Annotated in this window: 16 protein-coding genes; 11 read left to right on the top strand and 5 right to left on the bottom strand. The window is 48.6% G+C overall.

Going from position 1 to position 17,181, the window contains the following annotated elements:
* Positions 1–74 precede the first annotated feature (74 nt).
* From VN23_RS21130 to ntrC, 9 genes are all read left to right on the top strand, one after another.
* Complete coding sequence (locus VN23_RS21130) at positions 75–839, top strand: hypothetical protein (protein ID WP_052746400.1); 765 nt, start codon at positions 75–77, stop codon at positions 837–839.
* 11 nt (positions 840–850) lie between these two features.
* Complete coding sequence (locus tag VN23_RS21125; protein ID WP_052746401.1) at positions 851–2,068, top strand: hypothetical protein; 1,218 nt, start codon at positions 851–853, stop codon at positions 2,066–2,068.
* 120 nt (positions 2,069–2,188) lie between these two features.
* Positions 2,189–2,593, top strand: a complete 405-nt coding sequence (locus tag VN23_RS21120) for a DUF6249 domain-containing protein (protein ID WP_052746402.1) — start codon at positions 2,189–2,191, stop codon at positions 2,591–2,593.
* Positions 2,594–2,599: 6 nt separating this feature from the next.
* The gene (locus VN23_RS21115) at positions 2,600–3,055 is read left to right on the top strand and encodes a GNAT family N-acetyltransferase (RefSeq protein ID WP_046350319.1); all 456 of its coding nucleotides are present in this window, start codon (positions 2,600–2,602) and stop codon (positions 3,053–3,055) included.
* 162 nt (positions 3,056–3,217) lie between these two features.
* Positions 3,218–3,841: an HAD family hydrolase gene (locus VN23_RS21110; RefSeq protein WP_046350320.1), complete on the top strand. Its 624-nt coding sequence runs from the start codon at positions 3,218–3,220 to the stop codon at positions 3,839–3,841.
* The gene (locus VN23_RS21105; protein WP_046350321.1) at positions 3,841–4,134 is read left to right on the top strand and encodes a SelT/SelW/SelH family protein; all 294 of its coding nucleotides are present in this window, start codon (positions 3,841–3,843) and stop codon (positions 4,132–4,134) included. The genes VN23_RS21110 and VN23_RS21105 overlap by 1 nt, the downstream gene beginning before the upstream one ends.
* A gap of 15 nt (positions 4,135–4,149) precedes the next feature.
* The gene (locus tag VN23_RS21100; protein ID WP_046350322.1) at positions 4,150–4,629 is read left to right on the top strand and encodes a DUF4124 domain-containing protein; all 480 of its coding nucleotides are present in this window, start codon (positions 4,150–4,152) and stop codon (positions 4,627–4,629) included.
* Positions 4,630–4,799: 170 nt separating this feature from the next.
* Positions 4,800–5,867 (top strand): nitrogen regulation protein NR(II), encoded by a 1,068-nt coding sequence (gene glnL / locus VN23_RS21095; RefSeq protein WP_046350323.1) that lies wholly within the window; start codon positions 4,800–4,802, stop codon positions 5,865–5,867.
* Positions 5,864–7,270 (top strand): nitrogen regulation protein NR(I), encoded by a 1,407-nt coding sequence (gene ntrC, locus VN23_RS21090; protein WP_046350324.1) that lies wholly within the window; start codon positions 5,864–5,866, stop codon positions 7,268–7,270. Before glnL ends, ntrC begins: the two co-directional genes overlap by 4 nt.
* Positions 7,271–7,359: 89 nt before the next feature.
* Here the strand turns inward: ntrC and VN23_RS21085 are convergent, their stop codons facing one another.
* The 5 genes from VN23_RS21085 to VN23_RS21065 form a co-directional block, all read right to left on the bottom strand.
* Positions 7,360–8,049 carry a glycine zipper 2TM domain-containing protein gene (locus tag VN23_RS21085; protein ID WP_052746403.1) on the bottom strand — a complete coding sequence of 230 codons (690 nt, stop codon included), beginning with the start codon at positions 8,047–8,049 and terminating at the stop codon, positions 7,360–7,362.
* Between the two features lie 244 nt (positions 8,050–8,293).
* A complete protein-coding gene (locus tag VN23_RS21080; protein WP_046350325.1) occupies positions 8,294–9,913 on the bottom strand; it encodes a methyl-accepting chemotaxis protein in 1,620 nt (539 codons plus the stop codon).
* Between the two features lie 189 nt (positions 9,914–10,102).
* Positions 10,103–10,951, bottom strand: coding sequence for a Rossmann-like and DUF2520 domain-containing protein (locus tag VN23_RS21075; RefSeq protein WP_046350326.1), 849 nt, complete (start codon positions 10,949–10,951; stop codon positions 10,103–10,105).
* A 468-nt stretch (positions 10,952–11,419) separates the two neighbouring features.
* Positions 11,420–11,881 (bottom strand): DUF1456 family protein, encoded by a 462-nt coding sequence (locus VN23_RS21070; protein WP_046350327.1) that lies wholly within the window; start codon positions 11,879–11,881, stop codon positions 11,420–11,422.
* An 87-nt stretch (positions 11,882–11,968) separates the two neighbouring features.
* Positions 11,969–14,791 carry a valine--tRNA ligase gene (locus tag VN23_RS21065; RefSeq protein ID WP_046350328.1) on the bottom strand — a complete coding sequence of 941 codons (2,823 nt, stop codon included), beginning with the start codon at positions 14,789–14,791 and terminating at the stop codon, positions 11,969–11,971.
* A gap of 366 nt (positions 14,792–15,157) precedes the next feature.
* Between VN23_RS21065 and VN23_RS21060 the strand changes: the two genes are divergently transcribed.
* Together VN23_RS21060 and exbB are read left to right on the top strand one after the other, a co-directional pair.
* Positions 15,158–16,036, top strand: coding sequence for a ChaN family lipoprotein (locus VN23_RS21060; protein ID WP_046350329.1), 879 nt, complete (start codon positions 15,158–15,160; stop codon positions 16,034–16,036).
* A gap of 315 nt (positions 16,037–16,351) precedes the next feature.
* Complete coding sequence (exbB, locus tag VN23_RS21055) at positions 16,352–17,179, top strand: tonB-system energizer ExbB (protein WP_052746404.1); 828 nt, start codon at positions 16,352–16,354, stop codon at positions 17,177–17,179.
* Positions 17,180–17,181 lie beyond the last annotated feature (2 nt).

Raw genomic sequence — 17,181 nt, 5'->3', positions numbered from 1 at the left:
CTTTCAGCAAGGCGGCTCAAAGTCGCCAAAAGACTTTTGCTAAGCACAAAAATTAAAGAGATAAAGGATTTGAAATGCATCCAGCAATCATCAATGCATCAAAACTAATTCTAGTCGGCGATATTATCGGTGCAGAAAAAGAGCTATCAGATATTGCAGATCAGCACGGTGATTATGCGCTAGCTGAAATTTTAGAAGAAGTACCGGCTAAAGACTTACTCGCCATTATGCGTGAATACGACTCATCCAAAGAATCGGTACTCAGCCTGATGGTCACGCCTGAGCAATTTGCCCGCGCCATTGTGCTAGATACGCAATATGGCGATCGCACCAAAGATAAACTGCGAGCCATGATTAATCTGGTCATTTATAAAAGCGCCGATGAAACAGCGGATTATTTAGACGCCATTTACCAGACCAAACCAGCGGGCATAGAAACATTAGCGGATTATTTTAATGACTATCACGAAGACGTATTTAACTTTGTGCTGCACGCCTGTAATGCCAGCACAACACTGCCTTTTATCTGTGACGATGGCAGTAGCACGCTTGATGAAATCAAAGAATTCTTTGAAGTGTTTCACTCCACAGAACATATTATCGATAAATTAAAATGGAATATTTCCCGCGCAGAAATTGCTGATAGTGATTGGAAAGAAGCCATTTGGGTCTTATTTCATGAGTTGGCCGATGTATTCGACCACCTTATTCTGGAACTGCAAGGCCGCTTACTCGCTAAATATATCAAGCAAGAAAGCAAAACGATCAGCAATGCACTGATTGAAGATTTGCTAAAAAGCATTGATCTTGAAAATGACGCCGAAGAATCTGCAATCTAAAAGGAAAATACATGAGCGTAGTGTCTACCACACTATCCACTTTTGATAGCCGCCGTTTCTTTGAAAAAGCCTTAAGCTACGGCGTAGCGCAAGGAATGATTACGCCTGAACGCATACAGATCATTCACGCAGATTTAGCTAAAGGCATGGTACAGATTGCCAATTACTTTGGCACTGCCTATCTGCGCCCGGATATTGAGCTGGCATTAATTCGTACCGTTAATTTAATTAGCCTCTACCTTGAAAGTATTTCTCAGGGCGATCTTCAAACTGCGGCCCTGTCATTGCGCAACAATACCCTGCTATCTCATTCAAAAGCAGGGGCAGATATGCTCAGAAAACTACACGCCATGCCTCGTGAAACGCTGCTAATTCAGCCACAGAATGAATCTGCCGAAGAGCAACAATCATATTTAAATCAGCAAACTTCGGCTGAGCAAATCTCCTTAGCTAAATATCAGGCAGAGATCAATAAAAGATCCGGCTATCAGAAAAAAATAGATTTAGGTTTTTGGCTGGCAAAGAAAATGAGCTTAACTGCAGATGCCTTTTGTGATGCAGAATCGTTAATTCAAAGCGTAATGCTCATTTTATGGGTGAAAGAAGCTAAATTAAAACTACCTAATCGGGCTGAAATCAGTAAACTCATTAAATCTGCAACAAATAAAAAATCCACATTAAATACAGAGCGATTTAAGCTATTTTTTGCAGCAGCCCCCACTTCTATTCAGCAAACTGCACAAATAGAAATGGATTTTTTTATAGCTAATGAGCTAACAAAAATGAAAACGCCTCAGTTTATGCCTGAGGCTTACTATATTTGTGATGGCGATATCAGTGAAATTAGTAATCATGATCATGAAGTCGCCAATAGTTGGCGAAAACTCACTCATCAAAATAACGATGACGACAGCGTTATTTCCACCTTATTTTTATTTGCAGCAAGCGGCCTGCCTTTAAAGCCCTGCATGCTAAAACGTGAGGCAAAAGAAGTCATTAGCCACTTTAGAACATCAGGATTTAACTTAGAATCTATCCATAACTTTATTGAGAATAATATTCCTGACATCTATAAAGATGAGCTCAAAAAATTCTGGTACAACGATTTAAAAAATGCCGCCAGCGATGCCCTCGCCGATAATGATCCAGATCGACCTGACTTTTACATGGAACGTGCGCTTAAATACTTACAAACGACCTGCAATACAACCTGGAAAGAACGCAGCTAAAAAGTAAGAATTAACATGGCTTACTATTAAAAGCAGCTTGCAGGAAAACACGCGATTCCCTTGCCAAAAACATCGTTATGACGTCAGAATAAGCACCTATAACGAGCAAAGGAAAATATCATGAATGCCCTGCAAGCCTTCTTCTCGCCTGAGATTATTATTCCTATTGTATCGATTCTGATGCCGGTTTTTATCGTGGCAATCGTATTCTACTTTCGCCATCAGCGGCTTCAGCTGCAGCATGAAACAATTCAAAAAATGCTGGCTAAAGATTTGCCCATACCGCCAGAGCTGCTCACTGCCCAGTCTAAAACACTATTAGAAACAATTTCATCAAAACAAATGAATCCCAGCACTCGCTTACACCGGGCATTCACCCTGATTGGCTTAGGAGTTGGCTTGCTGATGTTTTTCCGCTATAGCGACTTTCCATCCATCTTCTGCTGGACAGGCGCTATTCCACTGGCCATTGGCCTTGCTCAATTAGTCGGTGTTTTTCTTGATCCTCTCGTATCAAAAAGGTAAGTATTGATGACTAAACCATGCTTTATCCGCTATGCCAATTTAGATGATCTAAATCAATTAGCGCCTTTATTTAATGCTTATCGTGTTTTTTATCAGCAAGAGAGCAATCTACAAATCGCGCATGATTTTTTGCAGCAACGGCTCGCATTAAATGAAAGTGTCATTTTACTGGCCAGTAATCATGAAGGAAAAGGGCTTGGGTTTATCCAGCTTTACCCTTCATTTTGCTCAATAGCAGCAGCCAGAGTCTGGGTTTTATACGATTTATTTGTTGATGAATCCGCAAGAGGCATAGGTGTATCGCGCCTGCTGATGGACAAAGCCCGCCTGCATGCCAAGCAAACCGGCGCAGTGCGCCTTGATTTATCCACAGCCCACGATAATCAACGCGCACAGGCTTTATATGAATCACTGGGCTATCAGCTCGATCAAACTTATCGCTATTACAGCTTAGAGATCTAAAGCCAATCAAATGAAACCGGCGGCGTTGAATCGCACAAGCCGCAGGTTTTACCTCCCCTGTAAATACATTGGACACTGAATATCAAATAAGCCTCAGTGTCATACAATCTGCCAAGCTGACGGGTACAATAGAGTCTTCTCTTATCCATTGAGCATTTCATCATGGCTATTCGTGCCGTAGTGTTTGATTTTGGTGGTGTTTTATTTGATTGGAATCCTGATTATCTTTATCGAAAATTAATTGTCGATGAAAAAGAGCGGGAATTTTTCTTAAGCCATGTCTGTAATGGTGAATGGAATATCGAACAAGACCGTGGCCGAAGTATTGCGAAAGCCAATCAAATCAAACAGGCCGAATTTCCTGAATATGCAGAATGGATAAATGCATTTTATGCCCGCTGGCCAGAAACATTACGCGGCACGCTCGCTGAGGGTGTTGCACTGATGGAGCAATTAGAAGCTGCCGAAATCCCGCTTTATGGCCTGACCAATTGGTCGGATGAGACTTTCCCTTATGCTTGGGAAAACTATCCCCTCTTGCATCGCTTTAAAGATATTGTGGTTTCTGGCCGCTTAGGCTTAATCAAACCCGATCCGGCCATTTATCAGGCTATGTTTGAGCGAATAGCCCAAGCGATTCCTGATTTACACCCTAATGAGCTGGTTTTTATTGACGATGTGGCCAAAAATGCTTATGCAGCGACACAATTAGGCTGGCATGGCATTCACCACACCAGCGCCGCCCATACCGCAGCGCAATTGCATCAACTAGGCCTTAAATTTTAATGACCTCAATCAGGCAACCACGTATCAGTATTTTGTATTGCACCCAGTGCAACTGGTTGCTGCGCTCGGCGTGGTTAGCGCAAGAGCTGCTTTCCACCTTTGCTGAAGAGCTGGGTGAAGTCGCTTTGCAGCCGGGCACAGGCGGTATTTTTGTGGTGACTTGCATGGAGCAGATCATCTGGGATAGAAAAACAGAAGGCCGTTTCCCTGAAGCAAAAGAACTAAAACAACGCGTTAGGGATTTAATTGCGCCCGAAAAACCATTAGGCCATAGTGAATACAAGTCTGATTAATGTTAAGTTACGCCCATGCTAAAGTATCTTTTAATATCCATCATCTACATTGCCCCGCTAGCCCACGCTGATATTTATAAGTATGTGGACGAGCAAGGTAATGTCACTTTTTCCAATATTCCCATGCGTAATGCGCAACGTATTTTGGCCGAGCCAGGCGCGATGATCCCTGCGCCTCGTTCACGCGGTAATGCGGCCCCAAGAGAGCGCAGCCCGCAAACAGCCACACCCGGTAATTTCCCCCGCGTAGATGCTGCCACACAAAAAAGCCGTGATAGTAATCGCCATTTAATTTTGAATGAAGAGCTCAGCAACGAACAAAAAAACCTCGCCAATGCACGCCGTTTATTATCTGAGGCCGAAAGCAGCAAAACGCCTGAAGAAAAAGCCAGCCCGCAAAAGTATGTGGAAAAAATAGGCCGTATTCGCAATAACATGACCCTGCACGAAAAAAACATCAGCGCTCTGCAATCTGAAATCAGCCGCCTGCGCTAAAACAACCATTCCCCTCTTAGCAAACACTTACGCACCACCCAGACGAGCAATGCACCACCATGGTGCATTGCTCGTGTATGCTTATCTCTAAAGCACCAGACTGCGCCACTTTTCAGCTGGCCCGCAAATTGCTACACATCTGAAGATACGATCTAGGGGGCCACGCAGCCATGAGCCACACTCCATTCTCCGGCCTTGAGTTTTTAGACGATGCTGTCATTGCCGTTGCAGCCAATGGCACGCTGGTTTACGTTAATCCTGCTGCTACCGACCTGCTCAGCCTACGCCAGGATGATATCGGGATGACGCTCTCTGCCTGTTTAGAGCCACACAGCCCGATTGTGAGCGCGGTGATCACCGCTTGCACCGAAAACATCAGCATTACAGAGCACGAACTACTGCTTTCCACCAATCATGGCGATGTTTATGTCACGCTCACCGCCAGCCCCATCGAAACCAGTGCGGCAGCAGCCTTGGTTGAAATCCGCCAGATGGATCAACAACGCAAAATTGTGAATGAAGCGAGGCTGCAAGCGCAGCAACAAGCCAACCGTGAGCTGATCCGCAATCTGGCACACGAAATTAAAAATCCACTTGGTGGAATACGTGGCGCAGCCCAATTGCTATCAAGCGAGCTGCATAGCCGTGAGCTGCAAGAATACACGCAGGTAATCATTGATGAATCGCAGCGCCTGCAAAGGCTGCTCGACCGCCTGCTTACCCCGCACCGCCTGCCTAAACTGACCGAGCTCAATATTCATGAGGTATTGGAGCGCGTACGCAGCCTTGCTTTGGCCGAAACCCCCAATGGCTTATCCGTTAAGCGGGATTACGACACCAGCCTGCCCAGCCTGATTGCCGATCAGGAGCAGCTGATACAAGCCGTGCTCAATATTGTTCGCAATGCCGTGCAGGCTATGGCAGGAGTGGGCGAGATTTTCTTGCGCACCCGCATCGCAAGGCAAGTAACGCTCAATCGCCGCCGCTTTCCGCTTGCACTACAAATTCAAATTATTGATAACGGGCCTGGGATTCCCGACTCACTCAAAGAAACACTCTTTTACCCGCTGGTCTCTGGCCGCCCCGGTGGCACAGGCATTGGCCTGCATCTGGCCCATACCTTTGTGGTGCAGCACCACGGCACCATCGAATTTGAAAGCCGCCCCGGCCAAACCTGCTTTAGCCTGCTTCTGCCACTCAATGGCTGGCAACACGACTCCACACAGGAAAAACCATGAGCGCTGTCTGGATTATTGATGATGACCGATCTATTCGTTGGGTATTTGAAAAAGCCCTTGCCAGAGAAAATATCTCGCATAGCAGCTTTTCCTCTGCCACCGAAGCCCTTGCCAAGCTCACGCAGGAACAGCCCCAAGCCATCGTTTGCGATATCCGCATGCCCGGCGAATCCGGGCTGCAATTTTTAGAGATCGTCAAGCAAGACTGGCCTAATCTGCCCGTCATTATCATGACCGCCCATTCAGATTTGGATAGTGCCGTTTCGGCATTTCAAGGCGGCGCATTTGAATACCTGCCCAAGCCCTTTGATGTAGATCAGGCCACTGCGCTGGTCAGACGGGCGATCGAAGAAAGCCAGCGATTTACCCACCAAGAAGGCAGCCCAGCTCAAGCAGCGTCGCCTGCGCCAGAAATCCTCGGCCAGGCTCCGGCCATGCAAGACGTCTTCAGAGCGATTGGCCGCTTAAGCCAGTCTGCTGCTACCGTTTTAATCACCGGCGAATCGGGTAGCGGAAAAGAGCTGGTCGCCCGCGCCTTGCACCGGCACAGCCCGCGCTCTGCCCGTCCCTTTGTTGCCATTAACACCGCGGCCATCCCTAAAGACTTACTGGAATCCGAATTATTTGGCCATGAAAGAGGCGCCTTTACCGGCGCGGACGCCAAGCGGCAGGGTCGCTTTGAGCAGGCAGAAAACGGCACGCTATTTTTAGATGAAATTGGTGATATGCCTTCCGAACTGCAAACGCGTTTATTACGTGTACTTTCGGATGGCTTTTATTACCGGGTAGGCGGCCATCAGCCTATTAAAGCCAATGTACGAGTCATTGCCGCCACGCATCAGCATTTAGAAGAACGCGTCAAACAAGGGCAATTTCGGGAAGACTTGTTTCACCGCCTTAATGTCATCCGCCTGCGTTTACCTGCGTTGCGTGAGCGATCAGAAGATATTCCCTTGCTGGCGCGCTTCTTCCTTGGCAAATCAGCCAGCGAGTTAGGCATTGAAGCCAAGCGCCTCACTGACGATGCAATGGCTAAACTGGCTGCGTTTAGTTTTCCTGGCAATGTGCGCCAGCTAGAAAACCTATGCCACTGGATTACCGTGATGGCACCCGGAGCCTTGGTTCAGCCCGGCGATCTGCCACCAGAGCTCAGCACAGAAAAGGGTGAAATAGCGATTCGCAGCGGAGATTGGTTAAGCCATTTAGGTGCCGAAATCAGCCAGCGGCTTAGCCGTGGTGATAGCCGTATTTTGGATGAGCTGACCCCCGCTTTTGAGCGCGTAGTGATCGAGCGTGCCCTCGCCCATACCGGTGGTAAGCGCATTGAAGCCGCAGAGTTACTGGGCTGGGGGCGCAATACCCTTACTCGGAAAATCCAGGAATTAGGGATGGAAAACAGCTAATTTTAATCTGCTCAATCCGGCAGTAAAATCATGAGCCCTTAATAACAAAAGCCGCATTGCTGCGGCTTTTGTTATTTTGATCAGCTTAATTAATTTTGCACAATGCTATCGCCACTGGTACGAACGCGATCACCCTGATTAAACGGCGGACGCTGCTGGAAGCTGTAAGTACGCTCGCTTTCGTCTTCAAACGATACACGCACTTCATAAGCCGTTACGCTGCGATATTGCTTTTCTGCCTGATGACCAGCAACCGCACCGCCAATCACACCCAGCACTTCGGCCACGGTACGGCCATTACCGCCACCAATCTGATGCCCCACCACTCCACCTAAAACACCGCCGGCAATCGCTCCGCCACCCGAGCCTTCGCCTCTTTTCTCTACAGTGCGAATCGAAATCACTCGCCCACAGCTGCGGCATACTTCTTTTACTGGTGTTGGGCGTAAAGTAGGTTCTGGCTGAGCCACTTCGGCAGGCTTAGCCACAGGCTTAGGTTTAGGTTTTGGCGTTGGATGCGGCTTAGGAGCAGGCGCTGGTTTTGGCACAGCCGTTGGAGCAGGTGTTGCTACCGGAGTAGGTACGGCAGTCGGTACTGGAGTGGCCACAAGCGCCAGTACAGGCGCACTGGCCACCGCCGAGGCAGACGCCACTACCGCCTGCGGCTCAACAGGAGGTTTGCCAATAAAGCCCAGCCAATTGGCCATACCTACCCCTGAAGCCAAAATAACTGAAACGGCCGCAGCCAAAAAAAGCGGATGAGTTTTAGGCTCTGACATCGTGCATCTCCATAGAGTAATAGTTGGGCAGCTCAAACACGCAACTTGCGTACAAGCCTAAGCTTGTTCCTGAACAACCCTATGCCGCTATCCTGCCGCTTTTTTATAAAAAATGCAGTGAAAATCGACACTAACATGAAGGTATTTTTCACCTGATGATTACTGTAAGTACTTGTTACTGATTGTTTTTTTATTATACAAAAAAGGCCGTGTTCTACACGGCCCTGGCAACACTCAGAATAGCTTACAAACGGAATTGTTTAATCAGGATTTCCAGCTGATCAGAAACCCGTTTAATCGATTGAGCCACCGCCACCGTACTCTGCGCCGCATCTAAAGTGCCTGAGGAAAAACTCGCCACTTCATCCACATCATTTCTAATGGCCTGACTAGATTGCACCTGAGCCGCCAGCGCATCACCAATCAAGCCCACTACCAGCGCGGTAGCCGCAGATTCTGCGCGAATCGCTTTGACCGCCTCGCCGCCTTCCTTGGTTTGGCGTATCCCTTCTTTCAGCTGCACCACCATGCCATCCATGCGCGATTTAGCCGTCTGGCCGCTATCTTGCACTGCATTAATGGTTTCACCAATTTCACGCGTGGCGGTGCTGGTGCGCTCTGCCAGCTTACGAACCTCATCGGCCACCACCGCAAAACCACGGCCCTGCTCGCCTGCACGGGCGGCTTCGATAGCGGCATTTAAAGCCAGCAAATTAGTTTGATCGGCCACATCGCGGATCACCGCAATCACCGCAGAAATACTACCTACACGCTGTGCCAGATCATCAATGCTGCTTTGAGTTTCGCCAACGGAATGCTCGATTTCCGAGAAGCGATCTACCGCAGCAGAAATCACCGATAAGCCCTGAGCAGAAATCTCAGTAGCCGCTTCGCTTTGCCCCTTGGCTTTTTTAGCTTGCAGCTCTGCCTGCTGAGTCTGCTGGGTAAAATCTTCTGCAGTCTGGGCAATTCGCGTGGCGGCCTTGCTTTGTGCTCCTACATATAGATTACTGCTTTCAGCCTTAGCTACGATTTCATCGCCGGATGAATGCAAGGTATGTACCACCGATGAAAGCTGAGAAATCACATCGCGCAATGATTTGCGCATACGTAACACCGAGCCATAAATGCTTTGAGCAGAGACATTGGCCATATCATCGTCGATATGCAGATTCCCATTAGCCACGACCTGCACCAAGGCCATCACTTCGCTGGGCTCGCCACCCAAATCCCGTAATAAATTGCGCACTGCCGACAACATAATTGCAGCCACCACCGCAGCAACCGCAAGGCAAATCAATACCTGCCAGCGAGCATTACTCCAGAAGCGGGCATCAGCTTCTGCAAAGCTAATGCCATTACCCACGACCCAGCCCCAGCGCGGTGTTTTTTGAGCCACGGAAAGCAAATCAACCACCTTGCCATCGCGCTTGGAAGTCCACCAGTATTCGGTGAGTGCACCGCCTGATTTATCCAGCGCAGTCTGAGCAATTGCGCCTACGCTATTGCCCGTTGCATCTTTAAAATCATTAAAACTTGTGCCATGCAATTGCGGATCCAGCGGTGTGGCAACAAAGTTTAATTTTTCGTCCACCACATAAACGTATTCGGACTTATGATATTTATTTTCCCGCAATAATTGCGTAGCAATCTCTTTTGCCTGTGCTTCAGGCAGTTTGCCCGATGCGGCCAGATTTTCCAGCTGCACAATACCATTATATGTACTGCCCATTAATTGCTTAATACGGGCGCTATTATCATCATTACTCGCTTGACGCATTGTCCATAGCCCAACCAGCATAATGCCGATTAAAGCGAGCAAAATACTCAGCGCCAGCAGATATACCTTTTTACGTAAAGTCATAAAATCACTCTCCCCAGAGCTTTTCTAAATAAATATTTTTAAGCATTGTATGCTGTTATTTTGCACATTTGTAAAACAAGTAATAAACAGCGCTTCGCCTTTTATTTTTTCAATCAAATCGCTATTATTTTTATTAAAACAAGAGACAACACAAAGTAGCCTATTTCTCAATCCAATACATCATACACATTAAGAAAATATTTGAGAAAGCGCAAACTGTTGAGTAACAGACAACTGATCTCCCGCCAGATTGATCGTAGCCAATCCCAAGCTTTGATAGCAGCGATAGCTTACTTTATTATTTAAAACCGCTAAATGCTTTTCGATCGTTGCTTGATCTGCGCGAAGAATAGGCCCTGTTAATGCAGCAGCGGGCCCTAATGCTTTTATATTTTCTAGGGTTTGCTGCATTAAATTCATCACTAGACTCTGGGCAATTTCATCGCTGATTCCTGCTTGCTGCGCCGTTTTTATGGATAAATCAGCCAGCGTAACCAAAAAATTGGCCGCCATCGTTAATGAAGCGTGATAAGCCGCTTTACCGCCTTCTGCTAAATAAAAAGGCTTGCCACCTAAGGCTCGGGCAAAATCATGCAAAATACTGCAAGCTTTTGAATCACCCTCCAGTGCGCAAAGTGTGCCCACAAAAGTGTTGATGGCCCTTGCCGGATCGGCAAAAGAAAAAGCCGGATGCATACTTGCAATAAATGCACCTACTGCTTTTAGCGGAAGAAGTAATGAAGCTTCGGAAGCACCGCTGGCATGAAACACCACATTGCCAGCCTGCACCACACCACTCTCCGCTAGCTCGATCGCCTTCTCTACAATCATGGCATCCGGCACGGCGAGTAGGAATAAATCAGCGCTAGGCAAATCGGCGAATGTAGCGCATGCCTGCCCAGCCCCAATAAACGCTACAGCATCTCTGCTGCTCGCCAGTGAGCTGGCGCAAACCCCTGCGATTGGGTAATGCGGCTGCGCCAAACGGGCAATTGATTTGCCCAGACGCCCGGGGCCGATAATATTAAGAGTGAGCATGAAGACACCTTTGCAAGCTAGCTGACTTGGCTTTGCGCTCAAAACCTTTTACGAATTTGTAGGGCGGGTGAAACCCCATACGCGCTAAGCAATTTGCTTTTGCATCAACAAACAAAAAAAGTAATGACCACAATCTTGGCGTAGGGCTTAAAAGTCCCCTTGAAGCACGCCGAAGCGAGGAACAAGCGGGACGGGGTTTCGGCAAGGGAGCGAGGAACGAGCCAATCCCGCCCGCCGCCGACTCGATTGTCCGCAGCAGAGGGGCCTTCGTGCTGGTCGGGGCGGCCTTCTTTGCTTCCTTTCTTGGCCGTTCAAGAAAGGGAGTCCCCCGCGGGGATGCCGCACCAAAATCAACGTGCCGAAGGCACTAAAAAGATCTTTTTGACTTTGGTTAGCACGTATGGGGTGAAACCCGCATATTTTTTATGCATCGCTCGCGGGTTTCACCCGCCCTACAAATACTTGCTATTAACCGCGCAAACGCAGGGTTAAACCTTTTAAAAAGTTTCTCAGTAATTGATCGCCACAGCTGCGATAGTGCTTATGATCTTTTTTACGGAATAAGGCGCTTAATTCTGGTTTGGATACATCAAAGCCTGCCGCATCCAGGATACTATGCATATCTTCTTCTTTTAATTCAAAAGCCACGCGCAGTTTTTTAAGTGCCATATTATTGCTCATTGGCAATTCAATAGGCTGAGCCGGACGGTTTTCATCTTTACCTCGCTTATGAAATACCAGACCATCTAGGAAATAAGCCATTACTTCATCGCTACATTCCAAATAACCTTCTTCATCTTCTTTTTTTAAAAATGCCGCAACGTCTTCTTTAGCCAGATCAAAATCAGCTAACTTGGCAATTGCCACAATATGAGCATCGCTTAAATCCAGCATATAGCGCACGCTACGTAAAATATCGTTATTAATCATTTTGTTTCCTCAAGCCTTACGAGTGAACACAACGTCCACTATTTCTTAAATAAAAACAGGCTGCACAAGGCAGCCTGTGAGTTAATGCTATTGCAATTTAGCCAGCTGGCTTTGCAATTTAGCCAATTTCTCAGCAAATTCGATCAATAAGCCCTGATCTTTTTCAACCAGATGAGCTGGCGCTTTATCCAGATAACCCGGCTTTTCAAACTTCGCTTTGATTCTTTCCAGATTCTCAGAGAGTTTGCCGATTTCTTTGGTTAAACGCGCCGATTCTGCTGCCTTATCAATTTCTACTTTCAGCATTAAACGCGTATTGCCTGCCACTGCAACCGGCGCATCGTCGTCCGGCAGCTTTGCCACGATATTCACGCTCGCTAATTTAGCCAGCGGCATCAGATACGGTGCAAAGTGCGCCAGCTCATCGCCACCTTCTAGCAAGAGCGGTGTTTTCACTGAGGGTGGCAAGCCCATTTCACCACGCAAATTACGCACCGCAAAGGCCAGTGCTTTTAAGCTTTCAACCTGTGCGTCAGCGGCTTCATTGACCTTGCTTAAGTCCGCCACCGGCCAGTCAGCCACCATAATGGATTCAGTCTTTTTCGCGTTGGCTAGCGGTGCAACCACTTGCCATAGCTCTTCAGTAATAAACGGAATAATCGGGTGAGCCATACGCAATGTGGTTTCTAATACGCGAACCAAGGTGCGGCGGGTGGCACGTTGCTGCGCTTCGTTGCCCGTTTGTAGTTGCACCTTAGCCAGCTCGATATACCAGTCGCAGTAATCGTTCCAAACAAATTCGTAAATGCCCTGAGCCGCCAGATCGAAGCGGAAGGTATCCAGCGCGGTAGTGACATCGTGCTCTGCCTGCTGCAAGCGCCCTATCATCCACTGATCGGCAAAGCTGTATTCCAGCGGTAAGGATTCATCCTGCCCTACGTCTTTGCCTTCCACATTCATCAGCACATAGCGAGTGGCGTTCCACAGCTTATTGCAGAAGTTGCGATAGCCTTCACAGCGATGCTGATCAAAATTAATACTGCGGCCCAAGGTGGCCAGCGATGCAAAGGTAAAGCGCAGTGCATCGGTACCAAAGGCTGGAATACCTTCTGGGAATTCTTTTTTGGTTTTAGCCGCTACTTTAGGCGCAGTTTCTGGGCGACGCAGGCCAGAGGTGCGTTTTTCCAGCAGCGTTTCTAAATCAATCCCGTCGATTAGATCAACCGGATCCAGCACATTGCCTTCCGATTTAGACATCTTTTGGCCTTCGCCATCCCGCACCAAGCCGTGGATATACACATGCTTAAACGGCACTTTGCCGGTGAAGTGCTTGGTCATCATAATCATCCGAGCTACCCAGAAGAAAATAATGTCAAAGCCGGTAACCAAAACCGATGAAGGCAAAAATGCATCCAGCTCAGGCGTACTCTGGCCCGGCTTCCAGCCCAGAGTAGAGAACGGCACCAAGGCCGCGCTAAACCAGGTATCGAGCACGTCCACATCACGGCGCAGTGTTTTGCCCGGTGCTTGAGCTTCTGCTTCGGCCTGATTGCGGGCTACATAAACTTTGCCGTCTTCATCGTACCAAGCCGGAATCTGATGACCCCACCATAGCTGACGGCTGATGCACCAGTCTTGAATATTATTCAACCACTGGTTGTAAGTGTTCACCCAGTTTTCTGGCACAAACTTAACTTCACCATCTGCCACGGCTTGCAGCGCTTTTTCGGTGATGCTTTGGCCGGTTTCATCTGCCTTGCTCATGGCCATAAACCACTGATCGGTCAGCAAAGGCTCAATCACCGAGCCAGTACGATCGCCGCGTGGCACCATCAGTTTGTGTTTTTTAGTTTCGAGCAATAAGCCCTGCGCATCCAGATCGGCCAGCATCGCTTTACGCGCTGCCAGAGCCGTTAAACCAGCGTAAGCCGCTGGTAAATCAATGCTACCCAGTGCATCGCCATCAAAGCTAAATACCTGTGCCTTCGCCAGAATCGTTGCTTCTAAGCTCATCACATTGATCAGCTGAGTGTTATGCCGCTTACCCACTTGGTAATCGTTAAAATCATGCGCTGGGGTGATTTTCACCAAGCCGGTACCGAAAGCCGCATCCACATAATCGTCGGCGATCACGGGGATTTCACGGTTAGTCAGTGGCAGTGAAAGTGTTTTGCCAAGCAGATGAGTAAAACGTTCGTCTTCTGGATTCACCGCTACGGCAACGTCGCCGAGCAGCGTTTCAGGGCGGGTTGTGGCCACCACGATAAACTCATCGCTGCCCACTACTGGATATTTGATATGCCACATATGGCCGTCTTCTTCCTCGGAAACCACTTCGAGGTCGGAGATCGCGGTGCCTAGCTTTGGGTCCCAATTAGATAAACGCTTGCCACGATAAATCAGGCCCTGCTCAAACAGGCTGACAAAGACTTCGGTCACCGAGCCTGAGCACTGCTCGTCCATGGTGAAGTATTCGCGCTTCCAATCCACCGATGCACCCATGCGGCGCATTTGCTCGGTGATGGTTGCACCGGATTCTTTTTTCCATTCCCAAACTTTTTCTACGAACTTCTCGCGGCCTAAATCATGGCGGCTAATGCCTTGCGCATCCAGCTGACGCTCAACCACGATTTGCGTGGCAATGCCGGCGTGATCGGTACCGGGCTGCCACAGGGTGTTTTCACCTTTCATACGATGGTAACGGGTTAAGCCATCCATAATCGTTTGATTGAAGGCATGGCCCATATGCAAGGTGCCGGTCACATTCGGTGGCGGCAGCTGAATGCAGAATGATTCAGTGCTTTGCATATTCGGCTGAAAGTAACCGGCTTTCTCCCACTCTGGGTAGTAGCGGCTTTCGATCTCAGCGGGTTCGAAACTTTTTGCGAGTTCTTTAGGCGTGGTGCTCATGGGAAAAGGGCTCAGTCGTTCATAGATTAACCCGCGATTATAGCCTTAACCGCCGCTTGCTGAGCGAATCTGCACGCGGATTACTACCTTAAAAAGTGGTTCTTAGCGCTCATTTAGCAATTTTAGCGGTGATTTCCTACGCTAAGCCCGCAGTTTTACGACTGGATAGTCGATCTTGCCAGCTTATCCCTCCCACCTATTAAGCCATTATTTTCATAAGGCAATTCATGCCCAATTGTCATTTGATTATGAGATTGATTATCAATTAGTATTGAATATGATAATCATTACGAATACAATATGCCGAAGCCATCGCTATTTTCTGCAAAAAACACCCCGCAGCTCCTTAAATAAAGCACACCCTCCATGAAAGTTTTACTCTCCCTTTGCAGCCTGTTTTTAATCAGTTGCACCTCGCTTCTCCCAGCTAAACCCAAGGTAGTGGCTGATATGGCTCAGCTGGGCAAGATTATTGATTTAAAAACTGGCGATGTTTTATCGCCTGAGCAGCTGCTCAATAAGCTTGCATCGCAGCAACGCGTCGTCGTGGGCGAGCAACACGACAATCGCTACCATCATCAAATCGAGCTGTGGTTGGCGCAAAGCCTCGCCAAGCAACGCCCACAGGGCAGTGTGCTGCTAGAGATGCTGAATCCAGATCAACAAAGCAAGGTCGATAAAGTAAAAGCATGGCAGCAAGGCAATCCCGTGGTGAGATCAGAACGCATCGCCGAGCTGCTCAATTGGCAAGGAGGATGGGATTGGGATTTATACGGTGATTTAGCCGTGGGCCTGATGCATGCACCTTATCCGCTGCTATCGGCCAACCTAGACAAGCCCGAAATGCAGGCCATTTATCGCAGCAAACCACAGCTGGCTGGCGAGCGCTCAGGCCAGCCAGCGGTAAGGGCTAAGCTCGAAACCATTGTGCGTGAAATGCACGACAATCAAATCGAAACACCACAATTACTATCCATGATTGCTGTACAGCAGCAGCGTGATCGCCGCATGGCAGAACGCCTGCTCGCAGCCCCCACACCTGCCCTGCTTATGGCTGGCGGCTACCACGCCGCTAAAGATGTAGGCGTGCCGCTGCATGCCCAAGATTTAGCCCCCACGCAACCAGTAACGGTCTTAATGCTGGCCGAACAAGGCGCTGAAATTGCCCTCGCCCACGCAGACTATGTATGGCTCACCCCGCTCGCCGCTAATGAAGCGTGCTTCTGCATCGTGCCTAAGCACTGATCGCGGCACGGTAGGCAGAAAACTTAGGGCATAAGTTTGATGCATTTGTTCCCCCCCTTGTAAAAGGGGGGCTAGGGGGGATTTGGCACTGCATATCATTACAAAAAGGCAGCAGCTAATTCAAAGGCAAATCCCCCTCAATCCCCCTTTAACAAAGGGGGAAGCTGCAGCACTGAAGTGAAGCCTAAAGTTGTGTAGATACTTAGGGGCTTAGGGCGGATGAAACCCGCCCTACACGTATGTAATCTTGGCAGCAGGCACTTTAAGCCCCTACATCCTTGGCTTTTACCAACCATTCCATAAGCATAAAACCAGATGATTATTACGCAAAACCCATTACCAGCGTTCATTAAAAGCATCGCCTGCATTACAGCATTGTTGATTAGCCACACCGCAATCGCTGCCGCTCCGGCCAGTGCGCCACTCACGGCCTTGCTGCCTGCGGATATGTCGCCACTGGGGATGTTTTATGCTGCCGACCATGTGGTTAAAAGCGTATTGATCGGGCTAATTTTGGCCTCGCTCGCCACTTGGGTGGTGCTTTTAGTTAAAGGCTCGGCGCTGTTTTATGCACAAAAAGAAGCAGATCGCGCCATTGCCTTGCTCAGGCAATCTGTCTCTTTAGCCGATGCCATTGCCCGCACGGCCACGGCTCCTAAGCAAGCTTTGGCACAGCTTTTACTCAATGATGTGCAGGAAGAACTAGCGCTTTCCCATCAAGGCGCGGCCACGCAAACCTTAAAAGAGCGGGCAGGATTTCGTCAGGAACAGATCATGGCGCAAAAAGCCCGCCAAATGACGCAAGGCATTGGCCTCTTGGCCACCATAGGCTCGGTCGCACCTTTTGTGGGTCTGTTTGGCACGGTATGGGGAATTATGAATAGCTTTATCGGCATTGCGGCCAGCAAAAGCACCAATCTTGCCACCGTAGCACCAGGTATTGCCGAAGCACTGCTGGCCACGGCGGCCGGGCTGGTAGCGGCGATCCCTGCCGTGATTATTTATAATCTATTCAGCCGAGGCATTAATCATTACAAAGCATTGCTTAAAGATGCTTCTGCACAAATTTTGCTGATGCTAAGCCGTGATCTGGATGTGCCGCAGCGCCTGGAAATCGGCAGTTCATCCAAAGCAAAGGATTAAAC

Origin of the sequence: Janthinobacterium sp. B9-8, assembly GCF_000969645.2 — a bacterium.
GTDB lineage: Bacteria > Pseudomonadota > Gammaproteobacteria > Burkholderiales > Chitinibacteraceae > Iodobacter.
Note: the sequence above shows the minus strand (reverse complement) of the source record. Positions and strands in the feature narration are given on the sequence as shown.